This is a genomic window from Aurantimonas sp. NFXS3, assembly GCF_049132005.1.
Taxonomy (GTDB): Bacteria; Pseudomonadota; Alphaproteobacteria; order Rhizobiales; family Rhizobiaceae; genus Aurantimonas; species Aurantimonas coralicida.
Genome location: NZ_JAGDDZ010000001.1, coordinates 722,814 through 743,518 on the forward strand (window position 1 = coordinate 722,814; position 20,705 = coordinate 743,518).

The window sequence follows — 20,705 nt, forward strand, 5'->3', positions numbered from 1 at the left end:
ATGAGCGACCATTCCCATCCGTCCCTCGAGACCAAGGCGCATGCGCCGGAGGCCGGAGCGGCCTTTCACGAGTTCATGCAGGCCTTCGAGAGCTTTCGTGAGGCCAATGACGAGCGCCTGGGCGAGATCGAGAAGCGCATGAGCGCCGACATCCTGACCGAGGAGAAGGTCGATCGGATTTCCAGGAGCCTCGACGAGCAGGAGCGGCGTGTCGAGCGGCTGATCCTGAAGGAGGCGCGGCCGGCGCTTGGCGGGGGCGAACGCCGGCCGGCGGCCGGGCCGAGCGAGCATCGCAGCGCTTTCGAGCGCTATGTGCGCGGCGGCGACGAGCAGGGGCTGCGGCGGCTCGAGGAAAAGGCGATGTCGAGCCTGACCGGCGCCGATGGCGGCTTCCTGGTGCCGGACGAGACCGAGACCGAGATCGGCCGGCGGCTGGCGGCGATCTCGCCGATCCGCGCCATCGCGACGGTGCGGATGGTCTCGGCCGCCGTCCTGAAGAAACCCTTCGCGATCGACGGCGCGCAGACCGGCTGGGTGGGCGAGGCCGATGCCCGGCCGCAGACCACCGCACCGCAACTCGCCGAACTCGCCTTTCCGACTATGGAACTCTACGCCATGCCGGCGGCGACCAACGCGCTGCTCGACGATGCGGCGGTGGATATCGATCGCTGGATCGGCGACGAGGTCGAGCAGGCCTTCGCGGCGCAGGAGGGCGCGGCCTTCGTCAATGGCGATGGCGTCGCCAAGCCGAAGGGCTTCATGACCTATCCGACGGTGGACGAGGGCGCCTGGGCCTGGGGTTCGGTGGGCACGGTGGCGACCGGCGCCGACGGCGGCTTTGCGCCGGGCGAGGCGGCCGACAGCCTGCTCGACCTCGTCTATGCGCTGAAGGCCGGCTACCGGCAGAACGCCAGCTTCGTGATGAACCGCCGCACCCAGGCGAGCGTGCGCAAGCTGAAGGATGGCGACGGCAATTATCTGTGGCAGCCGCCGGCCAGCGCCGGGGCGCGGGCGACGCTGATGGGTTTCCCGACGGTCGAGGCCGAGGACATGCCGGATATCGCCACGGATGCGAAGGCGATCGCCTTCGGCGATTTCGGCCGCTTCTACCTGGTCGTCGACCGGCAGGGCGTGCGGGTTCTGCGCGATCCCTATTCGGCCAAGCCCTACGTCCTCTTCTACACGACCAAGCGGGTCGGCGGCGGCATCCAGGACTTCGACGCCGCCAAGTTCCTCGACTTCGCCGCCTGACGGGCGGGCTCAAGGGCAAGACGGATGACGGCCGGGCACACGCCCGGCCGTTTGCTTTGGCGGAGGGACGGATGACGATCATCGATCTGGGGCTCGGCGGGGCCGAGGAGCCGGCAAGCGTGGCCGAGGCGAAGGCCTGGGCGCGGATCGACCGGGACGACGAGGACGATCTGATCGCTGCGTTGATCCGCGCGGCGCGCGAGACCATCGAGGCGATAGCCGGGCTGGTCCTGGTGCAGCGGTCCTTCCGGCTGGCGCTCGATCCGGTGCCGGCCGACGGCTGGGTGGAGATCGCTCGCCGACCGCTGGGGGCGATCACCGGCGTGACCGCCTACGCCTCGGGCGGGGTGCCCGTGATGTTCGACGCGGGCGAAGCGATCGTCGAGCGGGCGCTGGGGGTGGAGGCGATCCGGGTGTCGCCGGGCGTGCGGGCGGCGGCGGTGAACGGCGTCGAGGTGGAGTTCGAGGCGGGGTTTGCGGCTGGTGCGGTGCCGGAGAACCTGCGAACCGCGCTCCTGGTGATCGTCGCGGCATCCTACGAGATGCGGGCGGCGGTCGATCCCGGACAGCAGCCGGCGGTGATGCCGGAGCTCACGCGGTCGCTGATCGCGCCCTATCGGCGGGTGCGGATCTGATGGCGCCGCTGTTCCTTGATCCGGGGCTGTTGCGCAAGCGCGCGGCGCTGCTGGCGCCCGAAGCGGAGCCCGACGGCGCCGGCGGCGCGGCGACGCGCTGGACGGAAATTCGGGAGCTGTCGGTGCATGTGGAGCCGGTGACCGTGACGGCGCGCGAGCGGTTCGACCGCCACGAGGCAACGATCACGCATCGGGTGATCTGCCGTTCGAGCGGGGAGGTGGTGCGCGGGCGCGCCTTCGGCATCGGGACGCGGCGCCTCGTCATCGCCTCGGTGCACGACCCGGACGAGACGGGGCGCTTTCTGGTGTGCCGGTGCGAGGAGGAGGCGTGATGCGGATTGCGGTGGAGATCCGGCGGCTGCGCAGCCGCCTGCCGCTCGAACGGCTGGTGCGCGCGGTTCGCCGGCCCGGCCGCCCGCGCTCGACCGTGCCGGCGGGGACCTGGCCGTCGACCTCGAACATGCCGCGGCATCTCGGGACGCTGGACGATGACGATGCGAGCCCTGGCGGCGATCTGCGGGATGCGCGGGGCTCGGCGGCGACGGTCTGAACTTGCGGGCCGGCGCGATCACTTGTGCGCGACGAGGCATAAGAGGTCGCAGTTCGTCTGGCGGACGCAAGGGCACGCCATATATCATCTTGTAGACATCCGTGAGCGAGGAGGATGACATGGCGCATCCCAGTGCCGAACTCCAGACGACGATCTTCGAGACGCTGACCGCCGACCCGTCGCTGACATCGCTGTTGGGCGGGCCGAAAGTGTTCGACCGCAGACCCGAACATGCAAGCTTTCCCTATCTGACGCTTGGCCGGACGGCGGTGGTGGACTGGTCGACCGGGACCGAGGACGGTTCCGAGCACATCCTGACCCTGCATGTCTGGGCGAAGGGTGGCGGCAAGGCCGAGACCTACGAGATCATGGACAAGGTGGCCGGCCGGCTGAACGACGCGCATCTGCCGCTGGAGGGCCACCACCTGGTCAATCTGCAACTGCAGTTCGCCGAGGCGCGGCAGGAACCGGACTCCGCTACCTATCACGGCATCTTGCGGTTCCGGGCGGTGACCGAACCGCTGGCCTGACGGCCAGCCGGCGCGGGGCCGGGGTCCCGCAGACACTCAAGCGACATCGACACGGGCGGTCTTTCGGGGCCGCCTTTTTCTTTGGCCGGGGCCGTCCGGCACCGGGGCGGAAAGGACAACGCGAATGGCCGCACAGAGAGGCAAGGACCTTCTCCTGAAGATGGACGAGAACCGGGACGGGAGCTTCGTCACCGTCGCCGGGCTGCGGACCCGGCGGATCGCCTTCAACGCCGAGACGGTGGACATCACCGACGCCGAGAGCGCCGGCCGCTGGCGGGAACTCCTGGGCGGGGCCGGGGTGCAGCGGGCGTCGCTGTCGGGATCGGGCATCTTCAAGGATGCCGCCTCGGACGCCAGCCTGCGGCAGGTGTTCTTCGCCGGAGACATCGTGCCGTTCCAGGTGGCGATCCCGGAATTCGGCACGATCACCGGACCGTTCCAGCTGACGGCGCTGGAATATGCCGGCGAGCACAATGGCGAGATCACCTTCGAGGCGACGCTGGAATCGGCCGGCGCGCTGGCCTTCGTGGCGGTCTGACGATGGCGGTCAATCGGCATCGCGGCGAGGTGCCGGCGATCATCGACGGGCGCGAGCGCACGCTCTGCCTGACGCTGGGGGCGCTGGCCGAACTGGAGGACGCCTTCGCGGCGGACAGCCTGGCCGGGCTGGCGGAGCGCTTCGGTTCCGGCCGGCTGTCGGCGCGTGACCTGACGCGGATCCTGGCGGCGGGCCTGCGCGGCGGCGGGGCCGATGTCAGCGAGGCCGAGGTGGCGACCATGCGGATCGACGGAGGGGCGGCGGGTGCCGCGACTGTTGCTGCGCAATTGCTGGCCGCGGCCTTCGGCCCGCCGGACGGGGAGCCGGAGCGGGCCCCGCCAAACCCCTGAACGCCGTGCCGGATCGACCGGCACCCGGCACGGCTTTTCCCTGGACCGAGGCGATGCAGGCGGGGCTCGGCCTGCTGCGCCTGTCGCCGCGCGCATTCTGGGCCGCGACGCCGCGCGAGCTGGCGGCAGCGCTGGCGCCCTTCGGCACCGTGGCGGGCGAGGCGCCCGCACGCGCCGCGCTGGCCGCCCTGATGCAGCGCTTTCCCGACCGGGATTCTTCGAACTGACGAGGTGACAGGATGGAGCCGGACGAGACGATAAACGTCGCGATCGTCGCCGATACCAGTGGGTTCGAGCTGGCGATGGGGGACCTGACGCAGCGCGCCAATTCCTTCGGCGCGGCGATCGCTTCGGCGATGAAGGGCGCGGTGACGGGCGGGCGCTCGCTCGACGGCGTGCTGCGCCAGCTCGGCCAGCGGATCTCGACGATCGCGCTGGATGCGGCGCTGAAGCCGCTGACGGACCTGGCGTCGAACGTGCTGGGCAATGCGCTGGGCGGGCTGGGTGGCTGTGGCGGTCTGCCCGCCGCGACCAGCATCGTGCCCTTCGCCAAGGGCGGCGTGGTCGCCGCGCCGAGCTATTTTCCGACGGCCGGCAAGCTGGGACTGATGGGCGAGGCTGGGGCAGAGGCGATCCTGCCGCTGCAGCGCGGTGCCGACGGAACGCTGGGGGTGGCGAGCACCGGTGCGCCGGCCGGCCCGTCCATCGTGTTCAACGTGACCACGCCCGACGCGACGAGCTTCCGGCGGTCGGAGGCGCAGATCCAGGCGATGCTGGCGCGGGCCGCCAGCCGCGGCCGGCGGGGATTGTGACCATGGGGATCGAAGCCTTCAGCGAGGCGCGGTTTCCGCTGCGCGTGTCCTTCGGGACCAGCGGCGGGCCGGAGCGGCGCACGGAGATCGTGCGGCTGTCGACGGGGTTCGAGCATCGCAACCAGCGCCATCGCCATTCCGTGCGCCGCTACGATGCGGGGTCCGGCGTGCGCAGTCTCGCCGATCTGGTGACGGTGCTGGATTTCTTCGAGGCGCGGCGGGGCCGGCTGACAGGGTTCCGCTTTCGCGACCCGCTGGACTGGCGCTCCTGCGCCTATGGCGGGAGCCCGAGCGCCCTCGATCAGGCGATCGGCGTGGGCGACGGGGTGACGACGGAATTTGCGCTGGTGAAGCGCTATGGCCTCGGCGCCGGCGCCTATGTTCGGCCGATCGCCAAGCCGGCAGCGGACACGGTGCGCATCGCGGTGGACGGCAGCGAGGTCGCGGCGGGGCTTGCCGTCGACCCGGCGACGGGGATCGTCACCTTCGCCGCTCCGCCGGCCGAAGGCGCGGCGATCACCGCCGGTTACGATTTCGACGTGCCGGTGCGGTTCGACATGGACCAGCTGACCGTGAATGTCGCGGCTTTCGAGGCCGGGGAAATCCCGTCCATCCCGCTGATCGAGGTACGCCCATGAGACCGATTCCCCCGGGACTGGCGGAGCATCTCAAGGGACCGCAGACGACGCTCGCCCATTGCTGGCGCCTGACCCGCCGGGACGGCGTGGTGCTGGGCTTCACCGATCACGATGCGGCGCTGGTTCTTGCCGGGACCCGCTTTGAGGCGGCGACGGGGCTGACCGGCAGCGAGGCCGAGGAAATGCTGGGGCTGGCGGCGGCCAGCCGCGAGGTCGAGGGGGCGCTGGATTCCGCTGCCATCGAGGAGGCCGACATCCGGGCGGGGCGCTACGACGCGGCGCGCATCGAGACCTTCGTCGTCAACTGGCAGAGCCCGGAGGATCACGTCCTCGTCGATGTTGCGGAACTCGGCGAAGTGAAGCGCGGCGAGACCGGTTTTGCCGCCGAACTGCGGGGCGTTGCGGCACAGCTCGACCGGGTGCGGGGGCGGATCTACCGGCGGCGATGCGATGCGGTGTTCGGCGATGCGCGCTGCGGATTCGCGGTCGCGGCGGCGCCCTATACGATCGAGACGGCTGTCGTGGGCGGCGAAGGATCGCGGATGGTCGTCGCCGGCACGCTCGGCGGTGCGTCGGCGCTGTTCCAGGACGGCCGGCTGACGATGCTGGGTGGGGTTGCCGAGGGGCTCGGGGCCGACATCGTCTCGGCCATGGCGGGCGGCGAGGGGACGGTGACGCTGGTGCTGGCGGAGGCGCCGGGGGCGACGCCTTTGCCTGGGGACGCGGTGCGACTGGTGCAGGGCTGCGACAAGCGCTTTGCCACCTGCCGCGACCGGTTCGGCAATGCGGTGAATTTTCGCGGCTTTCCGCACATGCCGGGCGGCGATGCGGCGCTGGCCATCGCCAAGAGCGACGGGCGCCATGACGGCGCGCCGGTGGTGCCATGAGCACGGTGCAGGCGGACCCGCGCGGTGCTGATGCCGATGGCAGCGGGCCGGCCGCCGGTGCGGGGTTGCCGCCGGCGCTGATCGTGGCGCGCGGATTCCTGGGAACGCCCTATCGCCATCAGGGCAGCCGGCGGGGCGTCGGCTGTGACTGTCTCGGCCTGTTGCGCGGTGTCTGGCGCGAGTTGCATGGCGCCGAACCGGAGGATCCGGGACCCTACCGGGTCGACTGGGCGACGCGTTCGGGGCCGGACCGGCTGCTGGAAGGGGCACGGCGGCATCTGCGGGAGATTGCCCGTGCCGATGCGCGGCCCGGCGACGTCCTCCTGTTTCGCTGGCGGGTCGGCGCGCCGGCCACCCATTGCGGCATTCTCGATGCGGAAAGCCGGCTGATCCACGCCTATGAGGGCGCTTCGGTCGTTTCCTCGCCGATGCCGCATGCCTGGGCGCGCTGCATTGCCGGCGCTTTTCGCTTTCCGGAGTAGACCATGGCGACGATCCTGTTGCAGGCGGCCGGCGGTCTCGTCGGCGGCGTTCTGGGCGGGCCGTTCGGCGCGGTGCTCGGCCGCGCGGCCGGTGCCCTGGCGGGCGCCTCGATCGACGCGGCGCTGTTCGGCACGACAAAGCGGACGGAAGGCCCGCGCCTGACGGAAAGCCGGATCATGGGGGCCGACGAGGGCGCCGGCATTCCGCGGGTCTACGGCACGGCGCGGGTGGCGGGACAGGTGATCTGGGCGACGCGCTTCGAGGAGGATTCGGCCACCGAGCGCCGCGGCGGCAAGGGCGGCGGCCCGAAGGTCGAAAGCACCACCTACAGCTATTACGGCAATGTCGCCGTCGGCCTGTGCGAGGGGCCGATCGCCGGCATTCGCCGGATCTGGGCCGATGGCGAGGAGATCGACCGCGAGCAGGTCGTCCATCGCGTCTATCCGGGGAACGAGACCCAGGCGCCCGATCCGCTGATCGAGGCCCGGCAGGGGGCCGGCAACGCGCCGGCCTATCGGGGGCTTGCCTATCTGGTGTTCGAGCGGCTGCCGCTGGAGCGCTGGGGCAACCGTCTGCCGCAGATCACCTGCGAGATCCTGCGTCCGGTCGGGCAGATGGAAACGCAGATCCGTGCCGTCACCATCATTCCCGGCGCCAGCGAGCACGGGCTCGATCCGTTGCCGGTGCGCGAGCGGCTGGGACCGGGTGAGGACCGGCTGGTCAACCGCAACATGCTGTTCGGACCGAGTGACTGGACGGCATCGCTGGACGAGCTGGAGGCGCTGTGCCCGGCGCTGGAGCGGGCGGCGCTGGTGGTGTCCTGGTTCGGCGACGATCTGCGGGCGGGACACTGCACTGTGCGGCCGGGAATCGAGATCGGAGCCCGGGACGAGAGCGAGGAATGGCGGGCCGGCGGCGTCGGTCGCGGTGGGGCACGGCTGGTCAGCCGCGTCGATGGCGGGCCGGCCTTCGGCGGCACGCCGAGCGACCGGGGCGTCTCGCGGGCGATCGCGGATCTGAAGGCGCGCGGGCTGGCGGTCACCTATTATCCGTTCGTCCTGATGGACGTGCCGCCGGGCAATGGTCTGCCAGACCCCTATGGCGCGGGCGAACAGGCGGCGTTTCCCTGGCGCGGGCGGATGACGCTGGATCTGGAACCGGGGAGGGCCGGCTCGACCGACGGCACGGCGGCGGCACGGGCCGTCATTGCGGCCTTTCTCGGGACGGCCGGACCGGAGCATTTCTCCGTTGCGGGCGGAGAGGTCGTCTATGCGGGGCCGGCGGAATGGTCGTATCGGCGGATGATCTTCCATCAGGCGGCGCTGGCCGCCATGGCCGGCGTCGACGCCTTCGTCATCGGCTCGGAAATGCGCGGCCTGACCCGCCTTCGGGACGAGACCGGGGCGTTTCCTTTCGTCGAGGGGCTGATCGCTATCGCCGAGGCCGTGAAGGCGATGCTGCCGGACGCGGTCGTGGCCTATGCGGCGGACTGGAGCGAGTACGCCGGCTACCAGCCGGCGGATGGTTCGGGCGACGTCTTCTACAATCTCGATCCGCTCTGGGCCTCGCCGGCGATCGACGTGGTCGGGATCGACAATTACCTGCCGCTCGCCGATCTGCGGGACGCAAGCGAGGATGCGGCGGCGGAGGAAACGCCCTCGCAATACGACCGGGTGGCGCTGCGGAGCGGCATTGCCGGCGGCGAATATTTCGACTGGTACTATGCCAGCGCGGGTGATCGCGCGGCGGGGCTGCGCACGCCGATCACCGACGGCGCCCACGGCAAGCCGTGGGTGTATCGCGCCAAGGATCTGGCGGGGTGGTGGGCGAACCCGCATGTCGAACGGCGCGGCGGCGTGGAGATCGCCGGAACCTCCCCCTGGGTACCGATGGGCAAGCCGATCTGGTTCACCGAACTCGGCTGCCCGGCAATCGACAAGGGCGCCAACCAGCCGAATGTCTTCGTCGATCCGAAATCGTCGGAAAGCCATATGCCGCATTTCTCGGCGGGGGGCCGCGACGATCTCGCCCAGCGCCGCTTCGTCGAGGCGCATCTGGAACATTGGGACCCGGCCTCGCCGGTTTTCGACGCGGCGGCCAACCCGGTCTCGCCGGTCTATGGCGGGCGGATGGTGGCGCCGGACGCCATCCATCTGTGGACATGGGATGCGCGACCCTATCCAGCCTTTCCCGAGCGATCCGATGTCTGGGCCGATGGCGACAATTGGCGGCGCGGCCACTGGCTGAGCGGCCGGCTGGCGAACGCTCCGGCGGATGCGCTGTTTGCCGCGATCCTGCACGATCACGGCATTACCGACTTCGACGTTTCGGCAGTGGATGCGGTCGTGACCGGCTTCCTTGCGGGCGGGCCCGGCTCGGCCCGCCAGGCGCTGGAAGAGCTGATGCGGCTGACCGGGACGGTCGGCCATGTGGCGGCGGGCCGGCTGGTGCTGCGCTCGTTGGCAAGGCTGCGGCCCGAAGCGACGATCACCGCCTTCGCCGACGGGGAGGGCCCCTATGTCGAACTGCGCCGGGCCGATGCGAGCGAGCGGGCGCAGGAGATGTCGCTGGGCTATCTCGATCCGGCGCGGGCCTATCAGCCGAGCGCCGCCGAGGCGGTGCGGGCGAGCGCCGACCGGCCGCGCAAGGAGATCGTCGAACTGCCGGTGGTGCTGGATGAAGCCCATGCGCGGGAGCTGGCGGCCGCGATGCTGGCGGAAATGGGCGGCCATGCCGAGACCGCGCGCTTCGGAACCGCGGCATCGGAACTGGCGCTGGAGGCCGGCGACACGGTGCAGCTCGACGGCCGGGACGGGGCCTGGCTGATCACGCGGATCGAGACGGGGCTCGCCCGCCAGATGGAAGCGCGGCTGCTGCCGCCACGGCGTCGCGCCTATCCCGACCAGGGGGAGCCGCCACCGGGGCCGGGCCCACTCGTGCCGCTCGGCGCGTCGCGACCGCTGGTGCATCTGCTCGACCTGCCGCTGCCGGAGGGCGGCGACGCCATCGCCGGCGCGCGTTTCGCGATCCATGCGAGGCCTTTCGCGGGCTATGCCGTCGGCGTGTCGCGTACGGGCGACGGCTTCGACACACGCAGCATCGCCACCCGTGCGGCGACGACCGGGACCCTGATCGAAGCGCTGGAACCGGGTCCCCGCGGTGTGCTCGACCGCGGGCGTCGGCTGGTCGTGCGGCTGCATCGCGGGGCGCTGTCCTCGATCGACGAGGGAGCGCTGCTCGATGGCGGCAATCTCTGCGCCGTTGAGAGCGCGTCGGGCGCCTGGGAGGTGCTGCAATTCGCCAGCGCTACCGAGACCGCGCCGCAGGTCTTCGATCTGAGCGGATTGCTGCGGGCGCAGGGCGGCACCGAGGATGCGATGGCGGCGGGCGCCGCGCCGGGGGCGGCCTTCGTGCTGCTCGATGCGGCCTGCGAAGCGCTGGGCCTTGGCACCGGCGAGGTCGGGCGCGACCTGGCGATCCGCGTATCGCCGCTCGGCCGGCTCGCCGACGATCCGGCGGTCGTGACCCTGCCCGCCACGCTGGGGGCACGCTCGGTGCGGCCGCTGTCGCCGGTGCATCTGCGCGCGGCATTCCAGCCGGACGGCGCGCTGGCGCTGGCGTGGATCCGGCGGACGCGGATCGGCGGCGACGGCTGGGACGGGCTCGACGTGCCGCTGGGCGAGGAGCGCGAACTCTACAGCGTCGAGATCGGCGACGGATCGGGCGCGGTTCTTTCCCGCCAGACCGAGTTGCCGGCGCTGGCTATCGCGGCAGCAGAGCAGCACGCCGCCTTCGGCGCGCTGCCGGCGACGGTCACCGTGACCGTCGCCCAAACGAGCCCGGTCTGGGGCGACGGGACGCCATCCGTCCAGACCTTCATCCGTCCGGGCTGACCCGGCAATTCGAGGCAACAGGAGGAGAGGCGAGATGAGTGATGCAAAACCCTGGTACCAGTCGCGCAGCATCTGGGGCGGACTGGTGGCGCTGGTCGCCGGCGTCGGCGGGATGGTCGGCGTCGAGATCGACGCGGCGACCAGCGAGACGCTGGTGCTGTCGCTGACCAACGGCGCCGCGGCGATCGGTGCGGTTGTCGCGATCCTCGGCCGGCTGGCGGCGCAGAAGACCCTGCGATAGCGGGCTGGCTGCGGCTGGAGCCGTCACGCGTCCGGTATGGATGCGTGGCGGTTCGGGGCGGCGGGAGAGCCGGTACCGGCCAGAATCGGCTCGAGAACCGGCATCATTCATGGGCGGTTCAGCGAGACCTTGCTAGGAAGGGGTCGGCTGCCATGTCTGTGGCCGGTGGCGTTCCGATCTAGCTGGGCAATCCATGACCCGAATTCGTACCATCTTTCTTGTGTTTCTCGCCGCCCTGACGCTGGGCGCCGGGCCCGTCGTCGCGCGTGACGGTGCGGGCGACTGGCCGAAGCAGCTCCGCCGGGCGGCGCCGGTGACGGACGGTCTGGTGCGCCTCGCCCAGGCCGATTGCTCGAGCGCCGGGTCCAAGGCCGCGGCACAGACCGGCGGCGAGGTGCTGTCGGTCTCGACGCGTACCGAAGGCGGCCAGACGGTCTGCGTGGTGACGGTGCTGGTGCCGGGCACCGACGGCGGCCGCCCGCGCAAAACGACGGTGACCATTCGCCCGTAAGCCGGGCAGCGCCGCGTTCAGCCGGACGCGCGCACCATCCGGCTTCGAGCGATGCCGGACGAATTGCAGAGAGGGGACGATCCGCATGCGGATACTCGTCGTGGAGGACGACCAGACACTGAACCGCCAGCTCGTGGAGGCGTTGAACGGCGCCGGCTACGTGGTGGACAAGGCGATGGACGGCGAGGAGGGGCATTTTCTCGGCGATACCGAACCCTATGACGCGGTGGTGCTGGATGTCGGCCTGCCGCTGATGGACGGCATCAGCGTCCTGGAGCGCTGGCGGCGCGACGGCCGCACCATGCCGGTGCTGATCCTGACCGCCCGCGACCGCTGGAGCGACAAGGTCGCCGGCATCGACGCGGGCGCCGACGACTATGTCACCAAGCCGTTCCATGTGGAGGAAGTGCTGGCGCGGCTGCGGGCGCTGATCCGCCGGGCGGCCGGCCATGCCTCCTCGGAAATCCATTGCGGACCGCTGCGGCTCGATACGCGTGCGGCCCGGGTGACGCTCGACGGCACGGCGCTGAAGCTGACCTCCCACGAATACCGCCTGCTCGACTATCTGATGCACCATCAGGACCAGATCGTCTCGCGCACCGAGCTGATCGAGCATCTCTACGACCAGGATTTCGATCGGGATTCCAACACGATCGAGGTGTTTGTCGGGCGGCTGCGCAAGAAGCTCGGCGGCGCCGAACTGATCGAAACCGTCCGCGGGCAGGGCTACAGGATGCATGATGTCGGCACCGGCGGTTAGGTCGCTCACCGCCCGGGTCATCCTGCTGTCGAGCGTGTGGGCGATCGTCGCCTTCGCGGTGGCCGGCGGTCTGATCTCGACGCTGTACGAGCGGACCGCGCGCAAGGGGTTCGAGGACCTCCTGACGGCGCAGCTCTACAATCTCGTCAACAGCGTCAGCGTCGGCGATTCCGGCTATCTGTCGGGCTCGCCCGACCTCGGCGATCTGCGCTACCTGCAGCCCTTGTCGGGCTGGTACTGGGAGGTCGTGCCGGCCAGCACCAACACGCAAGGGAGGCTGAGCTCCGGCTCGCTGGGGATCCTCGACGTTCCGCCGACCGCGACCGCGCAGGTGCCCTTCGACGCCGCCTATCGGCGCAGCTACGATGCCGACGGCCTCGACGGCGAGCAATTGCGGATCATCGAGACCGAGGTCGTGCTCGACAGCCAGAACCATGCGGCGCGGTTCCGGGTGATGGGCAATGCCAGCGTCGTGGCCGCCGAGATCGGTGAATTCGACCGCATCCTGACCCTCTATCTCGGCGCCGTCGGCTTGGGGACGGTGCTGGTCAACGGCCTCGCCATCCTTTTCGGGCTGGGGCCGCTGCGGGCGGTGCGCGCGGCGCTGAGCGACGTGCGAACGGGCCGGGCGGAGCGGCTTGAGGGGCGTTTTCCCATCGAGATCGAGCCGCTGGCGGTCGAGATGAACGCGCTGATCGACAACAATCGCCGCATCGTGGAGCGCTCGCGCACCCAGGTCGGCAATCTCGCCCATTCGCTGAAGACGCCGATCGCCGTGCTCGTCAACGAGGCGAGCGCGATGGGCCGTGAGCGCGGCCAGGTCATCGGCGACCAGGCCGAGCGGATGCGCCAGCAGGTGCAGCATTATCTCGACCGGGCGCGGGTGGCGGCACAGAGCGAGGGCGGCGTGTTCCGCACGCCGGTGGCGCCGACGCTGGAGCGGCTGGTGCGGGTGGTCGCCAAGCTCAATCCGGGCATCGACCTCGATTTCGACGCGGAGGCGGCGGGAGAGCTGGTCTTTGCCGGCGAGAAGCAGGATCTGGAAGAGATCGCCGGCAATCTCCTGGAAAATGCCGGGAAATGGGCGAAGGCCCGTATCCGCGTTTCGGCCGAGGCGACGGGCGCCGACCGCGTCTCGGTGAGCATCGAGGATGACGGGCCGGGGCTGACGGCGGAACAGATCGTCGAGGCCAAGAAGCGCGGCACGCGGCTCGACGAGGCAACCCCCGGCAGCGGGCTGGGCCTGTCCATCGTTCTCGACATGGTGCGCGAATATCGCGGCGTCCTGGATCTCGGCCGCTCCGAACTGGGTGGCCTGAAAGCCACGGTGACGCTTCCCCGCGCGCCGGGCGGCCTGGCCGCTTGACATGCCGGGCAAGACCCATGATCTCCGACAGGCCTTCCCTGGCGCAGTCTTGCGACGGGCCTGCCGTATTCGGATGGATCATATGCGCATTGTCTTGAAGCTTCTGGTTCCGGTTCTGGCGCTTCCCGTGTCCGGTTGCCTGAGCGCCGGGTTCGGCGGCGGAACCCTGTCGCCGCCGACCGAGGGCGTCGCGGCGCTGGACGGTGGGCTGATCGGGCAGGATCCGGTGGGACGGACGCTGCCGGAGGACGCCCGCGCCCGGGCGCTGGAGGCAGAGTTCCAGGCGCTGAATTTCGCCACGGCCGGACAGCCGGTCGCGTGGAACGCCGACGGCTACAGCGGCGAGGTCGTGCCGACCCAGCTCTACCGCGTCGGTTCGCAGGACTGCCGGGGCTATTCGCATGTGTTCCAGGGCGAATCGCCGGCGGTGAAGGCGGTAGGAACCGCCTGCCGGACGGCCAGCGGCTTCTGGAAGCCGGTGGTCTGACGATCATGCGGCGCGCGGCCGACCTGCTTCGCCGCAGAGGGCGGGCGAGGCCGAAGGCCGCGTTTCCTTTGGCCGTCGCCGTGAGTATAGGGATGGCATGATCTTCTGGTTTATCGCCGCCGTGATGACGGCGGCCGTCACGCTTCTCTCGCTGTGGCCGCTGCTGCGCTCCCGGCAGGAGCATCTGGCCAGTCGTGCCGAGCACGACGTGGAAGTCTATTCGGCGCAATTGCGCGAGCTCGACGCGGATGTGGCGCGCGGCGCGATGGCGCCCGCGGAGGCCGAGACCGCACGGGCGGAGATCGGCCGGCGCCTGCTGCGGGCCGCCGATCGCGGCAAGAGCGAGAGCCAGGCGGGCACCGCATCGTGGCAGCGGCCGCGCATGCTGGCCGCCATCGCCGCGGTCGCGCTCCTCGTGCCGATCGGCTCGGTGGTGCTGTATGCCCAGCTCGGCGGCGCGGGGCGCCCGGATGTGCCGCTGGCCGGACGCAGCGCGCCGACGAGCGGTCCCGGCGACATCCAGACCCTGATCGCGGGCGCCGAGGAACGGTTGCGCGCCGAGCCGGAGGATGGTCGCGGCTGGGACGTGCTGGCGCCGATCTATCTGCGGATCGGCCGCGTCGAGGATGCGGCCGAGGCCTTTCGCAACGGTATTCGCCTCAACGGCTCGTCGGCCGCCCGCGAAAGCGGACTGGGCGAGGCGCTGACGCAGCTTGCCGGCGGCGAGGTGACGGACGAGGCTGAGGCCGCCTTCGAACGCGCCGTGGCCGCCAATCCCGCGCATCTGCCGGCGAAGTTCTTCCTGGCGCTGAACCTGTCGCAGGAAGGGCGCCGCGACGAGGCGGTGACCGCCTGGACGCAGCTTGTCGAAATGAGCCCGCCGGATGCACCCTGGCTGGAAATCGCCAATGCGGCGATCGCCGATGCACGCGGCGAAGCGCCCCCGGCAGCTGCGACGGCGGACGCCGGAACCGCGGCGCCGGCGCCGGGGCCGGGCGAGGCCGACATCGCCGCTGCCGCCGACATGGCGGCGGAGGATCGCCAGGCGATGATCGAGGGCATGGTGTCGCAGCTTGCCGCCCGGCTGGAAACCAACCCGAACGATGTGGAAGGATGGAAGCGCCTGATCCGGTCCTATACCGTCCTCGGTGACGACGAGGCCGCGGGCGCGGCCTATCGTACGGCGCGCCAGACCTTTGCCGCCGATTCCGCCGCCGGCCGGGAAATCGCCGCTTTCGGCGACGAGCTTGGGCTGACCGCCGAGGGAGAGACGCAGACACAATGACCCGCAAGCAGAAGCGCCTCGCCTCGATCGCCACGATCCTCGTCGTCATCGGCGGCGCGGCCGCGCTCGTCCTGACCGCGCTGTCCGACAGCGTCGCCTATTTCCATTCGCCGAGCGACATCGTCGCCAAGGCGCCGGCGCAGAGCCAGCGCATCCGGCTGGGCGGACTGGTGGAGGAAGGCTCGGTCGTGCGCGACGGCTCGCAGCATGTCAGCTTCAAGGTCACCGACTCGCTGGAGAGCGTCGAGGTCGCCTATACCGGGCTCCTGCCGGACCTGTTCCGCGAGGGGCAGGGCGTCGTCACCGAAGGCACGCTGGGGCCGGACCGCATCTTCATCGCCGACACGGTGCTGGCCAAGCATGACGAGACCTACATGCCGAAGGAGGTCGTCGACGACCTGAAGGAGCGCGGGCTCTGGGAGGACGGCAAGGGCATGGTGAACAAGGACACGCCAGAAGCCGTGGTGACGCAGACGTCGGGGGCCGGCTCGTGATCGTCGAGATCGGCCATTACGCCCTGATCCTGGCGCTGTCCCTGTCGCTGGTGCAGTCGGTGCTGCCGGCGATCGGCGCGCGCAGCGGCGATGCCCGGCTGATGGAAACCGGCACGATCACCGCGACCGGTGCCTTCGTTCTCCTGATGCTGTCCTTCTCGGCGCTGACGGCGGCCTATGTGACGTCGGACTTTTCGGTCCTCAACGTCTTTCAGAATTCACACTCGCTGAAGCCGATGCTCTACAAGGTCACCGGCGTGTGGGGAAACCACGAGGGCTCGATGCTCCTGTGGGTCCTGATCCTCAGCCTGTTCGGCGCGCTGGTGGCGCTGTTCGGCCGCGACCTGCCGGCCAGCCTGAAGGCCAATGTGCTGGCGGTGCAGGCCTGGATCACCGCCTGCTTCCTGCTCTTCATCCTGACCACGTCGAACCCGTTCACCCGCGTCTTTCCGGCGCCGATGGAGGGGCAGGACCTCAACCCGATCCTGCAGGACATCGGTCTCGCGATCCATCCGCCGCTCCTGTATCTCGGCTATGTCGGCTTCTCGATCGCCTTCTCCTTCGCCGTTGCCGCGCTGATCGACGGTCGCATCGACGCGGCCTGGGCCCGCTGGGTGCGGCCCTGGACGCTGACGGCCTGGGTGTTCCTGACCGCCGGCATCGCGATGGGCTCCTACTGGGCCTATTACGAGCTCGGCTGGGGCGGCTGGTGGTTCTGGGACCCGGTGGAGAACGCCTCCTTCATGCCGTGGCTGTCCGGCACCGCGCTGCTGCATTCGGCGCTGGTGATGGAAAAGCGCTCGGCGCTGAAGATCTGGACGATCCTTCTGGCGATCCTGACCTTCTCGCTGTCGCTGCTCGGCACCTTCCTGGTGCGCTCGGGTGTCCTGACCTCGGTCCATGCCTTCGCTACCGACCCGACCCGCGGCGTCTTCATCCTCGCCATTCTGTGCCTGTTCATCGGCGGGTCGCTGGCGCTGTTTGCGCTGCGCGCCTCGTCGCTGGAGGCGGGCGGCCTGTTCGCGCCGATCAGCCGTGAGGGAGCGCTGGTCGTCAACAATCTGTTCCTGACGACGGCCACCGCGACGGTGCTGGTCGGCACGCTCTATCCGCTGGTGCTGGAAGTCCTGGGCGGCGCCAAGATCTCGGTCGGCGAGCCGTTCTTCAACCTCACCTTCGGCCCGCTGATGGTGCCGCTGCTGTTTGCCGTGCCGTTCGGCCCGCTGCTGGCGTGGAAGCGCGGCGACCTGCTGGCCGCGGCGCAGCGGCTGTATTTCGCTATCGGCGCGGCGATGCTGACCATCCTGATCGCCGTGGCGCTGACCTCCGGCACGCGCATCCTTGCGGCCCTCGGCTTCGGCCTCGCCGTCTGGCTGATGGCCGGCGCGCTGACCGATCTGTTCGTGCGGGCGAACTTCGCCAAGGTCGGCTGGCGCACGGGCCTTGCCCGCCTGCGCGGGCTGCCGCGCTCGGCCTTCGGCACGGTGCTGGCGCATTTCGGCCTCGGCGTGACGGTGCTCGGCGTGATCACCGCCTCGGCCTTCCAGACCGAGACCGTGACGGCGATGCGGGCCGGGCAGACGGTGAATGCGGGCGGCTACGAGGTGCGCTACGAGGGCGCGCAGCAGCGGCAGGGGCCGAATTACGAGGAGCAGGTGGGCACGTTCACGCTGCGCCGCGACGGTCTCGATGCCGGCATGATCGAAAGCGCCAAGCGCTTCTACCCGGCGCGGCAGATGCCGACGACCGAGGCCGGCATCCACACACGCTGGTTCTCACAGCTCTACATCTCGCTGGGCGATCCCTCGCCGGACGGCGCGTCGATCGTGGTGCGCGTCTGGTGGAAGCCGCTGATCACGCTGATCTGGATCGGCGCGATCTTCATGGCGGTGGGCGGTACGGTGTCGCTGTTCGACCGGCGCCTGCGGGTCGGTGCGCCGGCGCGCAGCCGCAAGCGGCAGCTGGCGACGGGAGCCGAAGCGTGATCCGGCCGGGCTGGCGCGCCATCACCGCGAGCCTGGCGCTCGCCATCCTCGTGATCGCTGGGCCGCAGGGCGCGGCACCGGCTTTCGCGGTGACGCCCGACGAGGTGCTGAGCGATCCGGCGCTGGAAGCGCGGGCGCGGCAATTGTCGACGGGGCTGCGCTGCCTCGTCTGCCAGAACCAGTCGATCGACGACAGCAATGCCGATCTCGCCAAGGATCTGCGGCTCCTGGTGCGCGAGCGGCTGGTGGCGGGCGACACGGATGACGAGGTCATCGACTATCTGGTCTCGCGCTATGGCGAGTTCGTGCTGTTGAAGCCGCGCTTCGACTGGGCGACGCTGGCGCTGTGGGGCACGCCGGTGGTGGTGCTTCTGGCCGGCATCGGCTTTGCCATTATCACCGTGCGCGGCCGCCGGCAGGCTGCGGCGCCGACGGCGCTCTCGCCGGAAGAGGAAGCGGCGATCGCCGAGGTGACGCGCTCGCGCGGCTGACGGTTCCGGGCGTCAAGGCGCCAACCTTACGAAGATTTCACACGCCCGAAAAGGTCCCGTAATCTGGCCATCCCTAGATTGGCATCCATCGATGGCGCACGGCTCGTGCCGGCGCCACAGGGATCGAAGACCAATCGAAGAGGGTTTCCAATGCGCAACGATGCGAACAAGACGAAGCGTGGCGGTCTGATTGCCGGCGTTCTGGCCGCGGGCGTCGCCAGCGTCGCGCTGACCGGCGTCGTCGGCAACACCGTGCCGGTCTTCGCCGAGCCGGTGAAGGTCGAGGCACCGGTGCAGAATTTCGGCTTTGCCGACGTGGTGGAGAAGGTCTCGCCGGCCGTCGTCTCCGTCCGCGTTACCCAGGAAGTGACCCCGACCATGTCGCAGGGCCGCGGCCCGCAGATGGGCAGCCCCTTCGACAGCCTTCCGGAAGATCACCCGCTGCGCCGCTTCTTCGACGTGCCGGGCCGCGACAACGCCCCGAACGGCATGCGTCCGGATCGTGAGCCGCGCACCCGTATGGGCCAGGGCTCGGGCTTCTTCATCTCCGACGACGGCTTCGTGGTGACCAACAACCACGTGGTCGAGGGCGGCAGCCAGTACACCGTCGTCATGGATGACGGCACGGAGTACGACGCCGAGCTGATCGGCACCGATCCGCGCACCGATCTCGCGCTGCTCAAGGTCGACGAGAGCAACACCAAGTTCACCTATGTCGAGTTCGGCGATGACGACGCCGTGCGCATCGGCGAATGGGTCGTGGCGGTCGGCAACCCGTTCGGCCTCGGCGGCTCGGTGACGGCCGGCATCGTCTCGGCCCGCGGCCGCGACATCGGCGCCGGCCCCTATGACGACTTCCTGCAGATCGACGCGGCGGTGAACCGCGGCAATTCCGGCGGCCCGGCCTTCGGTCTCGACGGCAAGGTCATCGGCGTCAACACGGCGATCTTCTCGCCGTCGGGCGGCAATGTCGGCATCGCCTTCGCGATCCCGGCCTCGGTCGCCAAGGACGTCATCCAGTCGCTGCGCGAAGACGGCAGCGTCGAGCGCGGCTGGCTGGGCGTGCAGATCGCCCCGGTCACCGACGACATCGCCGAGGCGGTCGGCCTCGACGAGGAGAAGGGCGCCATCGTCACCCTGCCGGACAACGAGACCCCGGCGACCAAGGCCGGCATCAAGACCGGCGACGTGATCACCGCGGTCAACGGCGAGACGGTCGAGGGTCCGCGCGAGCTGGCCCGCATGATCGGCAATTACCGCCCGGACACCAAGGTCGACGTGACCATCTGGCGTGATGGCAGGGCGCAGGACGTTTCGGTGGAACTGGGCAATCTGTCCAGCCTCGACGAGGCCGCCTCGGCCCGCGGTTCGGGCGTTCCGGTCGATCCGTCCTCGCTGTCGGGCTACGGCCTGACCCTGACCCCGTCGGAAGACGGCGAGGGGGTCGTGGTCACCGACGTGAAGCCGGATTCCTCGGCATCCGAGAAGGGCATCAAGGCCGGCGACATCATCATCGCGGTGAATGGCGAGACGGTCGAGACCCAGAAGGATGTGCAGTCGGCGATCGACGCCGCTGCGGAATCCGGTCGCAAGGCGGCGCTGTTCCAGCTCCAGACCAACGGGCAGAACCGCTTCGTGGCGCTGCCGATCGCCAAGAGCTGATCCTTCCGACGATGATGGCGAGGCCTTCGGGCCTCGCTCTCTCCACCCGCGGCGGCTGACCGACGCGCCAGGCCTGCGCCCGGCACGCCGGTCAGCCGCTTTTCTTTTGCGCCGAATGGTTCACATAGGAGAAACCGAGATGTCCTTCTCCCCGAGCCCCGCAACGCTGCCCGACCCCATGCGCATCCTGATCATCGAAGACGACAGCGAAGCCGCGGCCTATCTGGTCAAGGCGCTGCGCGAGGCCGGTCACGTCGCCGAACATGCCGGCGATGGCGACGACGGCTTTCACATGGCCGACAGCCGAAGCTACGACGTTCTCGTCGTCGACCGCATGCTGCCGAGGCGCGACGGCCTGTCGATCATCTCGGGCCTGCGCGAAAAGGGCAACGAGACGCCGGCGCTGATCCTGTCGGCGCTGGGGCAGGTGGACGACCGGGTCACTGGACTGCGGGCGGGCGGCGACGACTACCTCGCCAAGCCCTTCGCGATTTCCGAGCTCTTGGCCCGCATCGAGGTGCTGGGGCGGCGCCGCGGCAGCAAGGACGTGGAGACCAGCTACCGGGTCGGCGACCTTGAGCTCGACCGGCTGTCCCACGAGGTGCGCCGCAACGGCAAGCCGATCGTGCTGCAGCCGCGTGAGTTCCGGCTGCTCGAATATCTGATGAAGCACGCCAACCAGGTCGTGACCCGCACGATGCTGCTGGAGAATGTCTGGGACTATCATTTCGACCCCCAGACCAACGTGATCGACGTGCATATCTCCCGGCTGCGTTCCAAGATCGAGCGCGACTTCGACACGCCGCTGCTGCACACGGTGCGCGGCTCGGGCTACATCATGCGCAGCGACGCGTAA

Annotated in this window: 24 protein-coding genes; all 24 read left to right on the forward strand. The window is 70.0% G+C overall.

Annotation, left to right across the window (positions count from 1 at the left end; all coding sequences use genetic code 11):
- The 24 genes from J3367_RS03245 to J3367_RS03360 all read left to right on the forward strand — a co-directional run bounded on the left by J3367_RS03245 (nt 1) and on the right by J3367_RS03360 (nt 20,705).
- Nucleotides 1–1,251, forward strand: coding sequence for a phage major capsid protein (locus J3367_RS03245; protein ID WP_024348734.1), 1,251 nt, complete (start codon nt 1–3; stop codon nt 1,249–1,251).
- A 71-nt stretch (nt 1,252–1,322) separates the two neighbouring features.
- Nucleotides 1,323–1,886, forward strand: coding sequence for a head-tail connector protein (locus J3367_RS03250; protein WP_024348733.1), 564 nt, complete (start codon nt 1,323–1,325; stop codon nt 1,884–1,886).
- Entirely contained in the window at nt 1,886–2,218 is a 333-nt protein-coding gene (locus J3367_RS03255; protein ID WP_024348732.1) for a phage head closure protein, read from the forward strand. The genes J3367_RS03250 and J3367_RS03255 overlap by 1 nt, the downstream gene beginning before the upstream one ends.
- Nucleotides 2,218–2,436 (forward strand): hypothetical protein, encoded by a 219-nt coding sequence (locus tag J3367_RS03260; RefSeq protein WP_024348731.1) that lies wholly within the window; start codon nt 2,218–2,220, stop codon nt 2,434–2,436. The genes J3367_RS03255 and J3367_RS03260 overlap by 1 nt, the downstream gene beginning before the upstream one ends.
- A 119-nt stretch (nt 2,437–2,555) precedes the next feature.
- A complete protein-coding gene (locus J3367_RS03265; RefSeq protein ID WP_024348730.1) occupies nt 2,556–2,966 on the forward strand; it encodes a DUF3168 domain-containing protein in 411 nt (136 codons plus the stop codon).
- Between the two features lie 124 nt (nt 2,967–3,090).
- Nucleotides 3,091–3,504: a phage major tail protein, TP901-1 family gene (locus J3367_RS03270; protein ID WP_024348729.1), complete on the forward strand. Its 414-nt coding sequence runs from the start codon at nt 3,091–3,093 to the stop codon at nt 3,502–3,504.
- Between the two features lie 2 nt (nt 3,505–3,506).
- Nucleotides 3,507–3,854, forward strand: coding sequence for a gene transfer agent family protein (locus tag J3367_RS03275; protein ID WP_421460180.1), 348 nt, complete (start codon nt 3,507–3,509; stop codon nt 3,852–3,854).
- 5 nt (nt 3,855–3,859) lie between these two features.
- Entirely contained in the window at nt 3,860–4,081 is a 222-nt protein-coding gene (locus J3367_RS03280) for a rcc01693 family protein (protein ID WP_081651771.1), read from the forward strand.
- 12 nt (nt 4,082–4,093) lie between these two features.
- Nucleotides 4,094–4,666, forward strand: a complete 573-nt coding sequence (locus J3367_RS03285; protein ID WP_024348727.1) for a phage tail tape measure protein — start codon at nt 4,094–4,096, stop codon at nt 4,664–4,666.
- A 2-nt stretch (nt 4,667–4,668) separates the two neighbouring features.
- A complete protein-coding gene (locus J3367_RS03290; protein WP_029702516.1) occupies nt 4,669–5,304 on the forward strand; it encodes a DUF2460 domain-containing protein in 636 nt (211 codons plus the stop codon).
- A complete protein-coding gene (locus J3367_RS03295; RefSeq protein WP_024348725.1) occupies nt 5,301–6,191 on the forward strand; it encodes a DUF2163 domain-containing protein in 891 nt (296 codons plus the stop codon). The genes J3367_RS03290 and J3367_RS03295 overlap by 4 nt, the downstream gene beginning before the upstream one ends.
- On the forward strand, nt 6,188–6,673 hold the full coding sequence (locus tag J3367_RS03300) for an NlpC/P60 family protein (protein WP_024348724.1): 486 nt from the start codon (nt 6,188–6,190) through the stop codon (nt 6,671–6,673). The genes J3367_RS03295 and J3367_RS03300 overlap by 4 nt, the downstream gene beginning before the upstream one ends.
- A 3-nt stretch (nt 6,674–6,676) precedes the next feature.
- Nucleotides 6,677–10,567: a baseplate multidomain protein megatron gene (locus J3367_RS03305; protein ID WP_421460183.1), complete on the forward strand. Its 3,891-nt coding sequence runs from the start codon at nt 6,677–6,679 to the stop codon at nt 10,565–10,567.
- Between the two features lie 34 nt (nt 10,568–10,601).
- Nucleotides 10,602–10,808: a hypothetical protein gene (locus J3367_RS03310; protein ID WP_024348722.1), complete on the forward strand. Its 207-nt coding sequence runs from the start codon at nt 10,602–10,604 to the stop codon at nt 10,806–10,808.
- A gap of 193 nt (nt 10,809–11,001) precedes the next feature.
- Nucleotides 11,002–11,319, forward strand: a complete 318-nt coding sequence (locus J3367_RS03315; protein ID WP_024348721.1) for a hypothetical protein — start codon at nt 11,002–11,004, stop codon at nt 11,317–11,319.
- An 85-nt stretch (nt 11,320–11,404) separates the two neighbouring features.
- Nucleotides 11,405–12,079: a response regulator transcription factor gene (locus J3367_RS03320; RefSeq protein WP_024348720.1), complete on the forward strand. Its 675-nt coding sequence runs from the start codon at nt 11,405–11,407 to the stop codon at nt 12,077–12,079.
- Nucleotides 12,057–13,445, forward strand: coding sequence for an ATP-binding protein (locus J3367_RS03325; RefSeq protein WP_421460184.1), 1,389 nt, complete (start codon nt 12,057–12,059; stop codon nt 13,443–13,445). Before J3367_RS03320 ends, J3367_RS03325 begins: the two co-directional genes overlap by 23 nt.
- An 82-nt stretch (nt 13,446–13,527) precedes the next feature.
- On the forward strand, nt 13,528–13,932 hold the full coding sequence (locus J3367_RS03330; RefSeq protein ID WP_024348718.1) for a hypothetical protein: 405 nt from the start codon (nt 13,528–13,530) through the stop codon (nt 13,930–13,932).
- 97 nt (nt 13,933–14,029) lie between these two features.
- A complete protein-coding gene (ccmI, locus tag J3367_RS03335; RefSeq protein ID WP_024348717.1) occupies nt 14,030–15,217 on the forward strand; it encodes a c-type cytochrome biogenesis protein CcmI in 1,188 nt (395 codons plus the stop codon).
- A complete protein-coding gene (gene ccmE, locus J3367_RS03340) occupies nt 15,214–15,711 on the forward strand; it encodes a cytochrome c maturation protein CcmE (protein WP_024348716.1) in 498 nt (165 codons plus the stop codon). Before ccmI ends, ccmE begins: the two co-directional genes overlap by 4 nt.
- On the forward strand, nt 15,708–17,696 hold the full coding sequence (locus J3367_RS03345; RefSeq protein WP_024348715.1) for a heme lyase CcmF/NrfE family subunit: 1,989 nt from the start codon (nt 15,708–15,710) through the stop codon (nt 17,694–17,696). The genes ccmE and J3367_RS03345 overlap by 4 nt, the downstream gene beginning before the upstream one ends.
- The gene (locus tag J3367_RS03350) at nt 17,693–18,187 is read left to right on the forward strand and encodes a cytochrome c-type biogenesis protein (protein ID WP_029702509.1); all 495 of its coding nucleotides are present in this window, start codon (nt 17,693–17,695) and stop codon (nt 18,185–18,187) included. The genes J3367_RS03345 and J3367_RS03350 overlap by 4 nt, the downstream gene beginning before the upstream one ends.
- 150 nt (nt 18,188–18,337) lie before the next feature.
- Nucleotides 18,338–19,849, forward strand: coding sequence for a Do family serine endopeptidase (locus J3367_RS03355; RefSeq protein ID WP_024348713.1), 1,512 nt, complete (start codon nt 18,338–18,340; stop codon nt 19,847–19,849).
- Nucleotides 19,850–20,027: 178 nt separating this feature from the next.
- Nucleotides 20,028–20,705 carry a response regulator transcription factor gene (locus J3367_RS03360; protein WP_024348712.1) on the forward strand — a complete coding sequence of 226 codons (678 nt, stop codon included), beginning with the start codon at nt 20,028–20,030 and terminating at the stop codon, nt 20,703–20,705.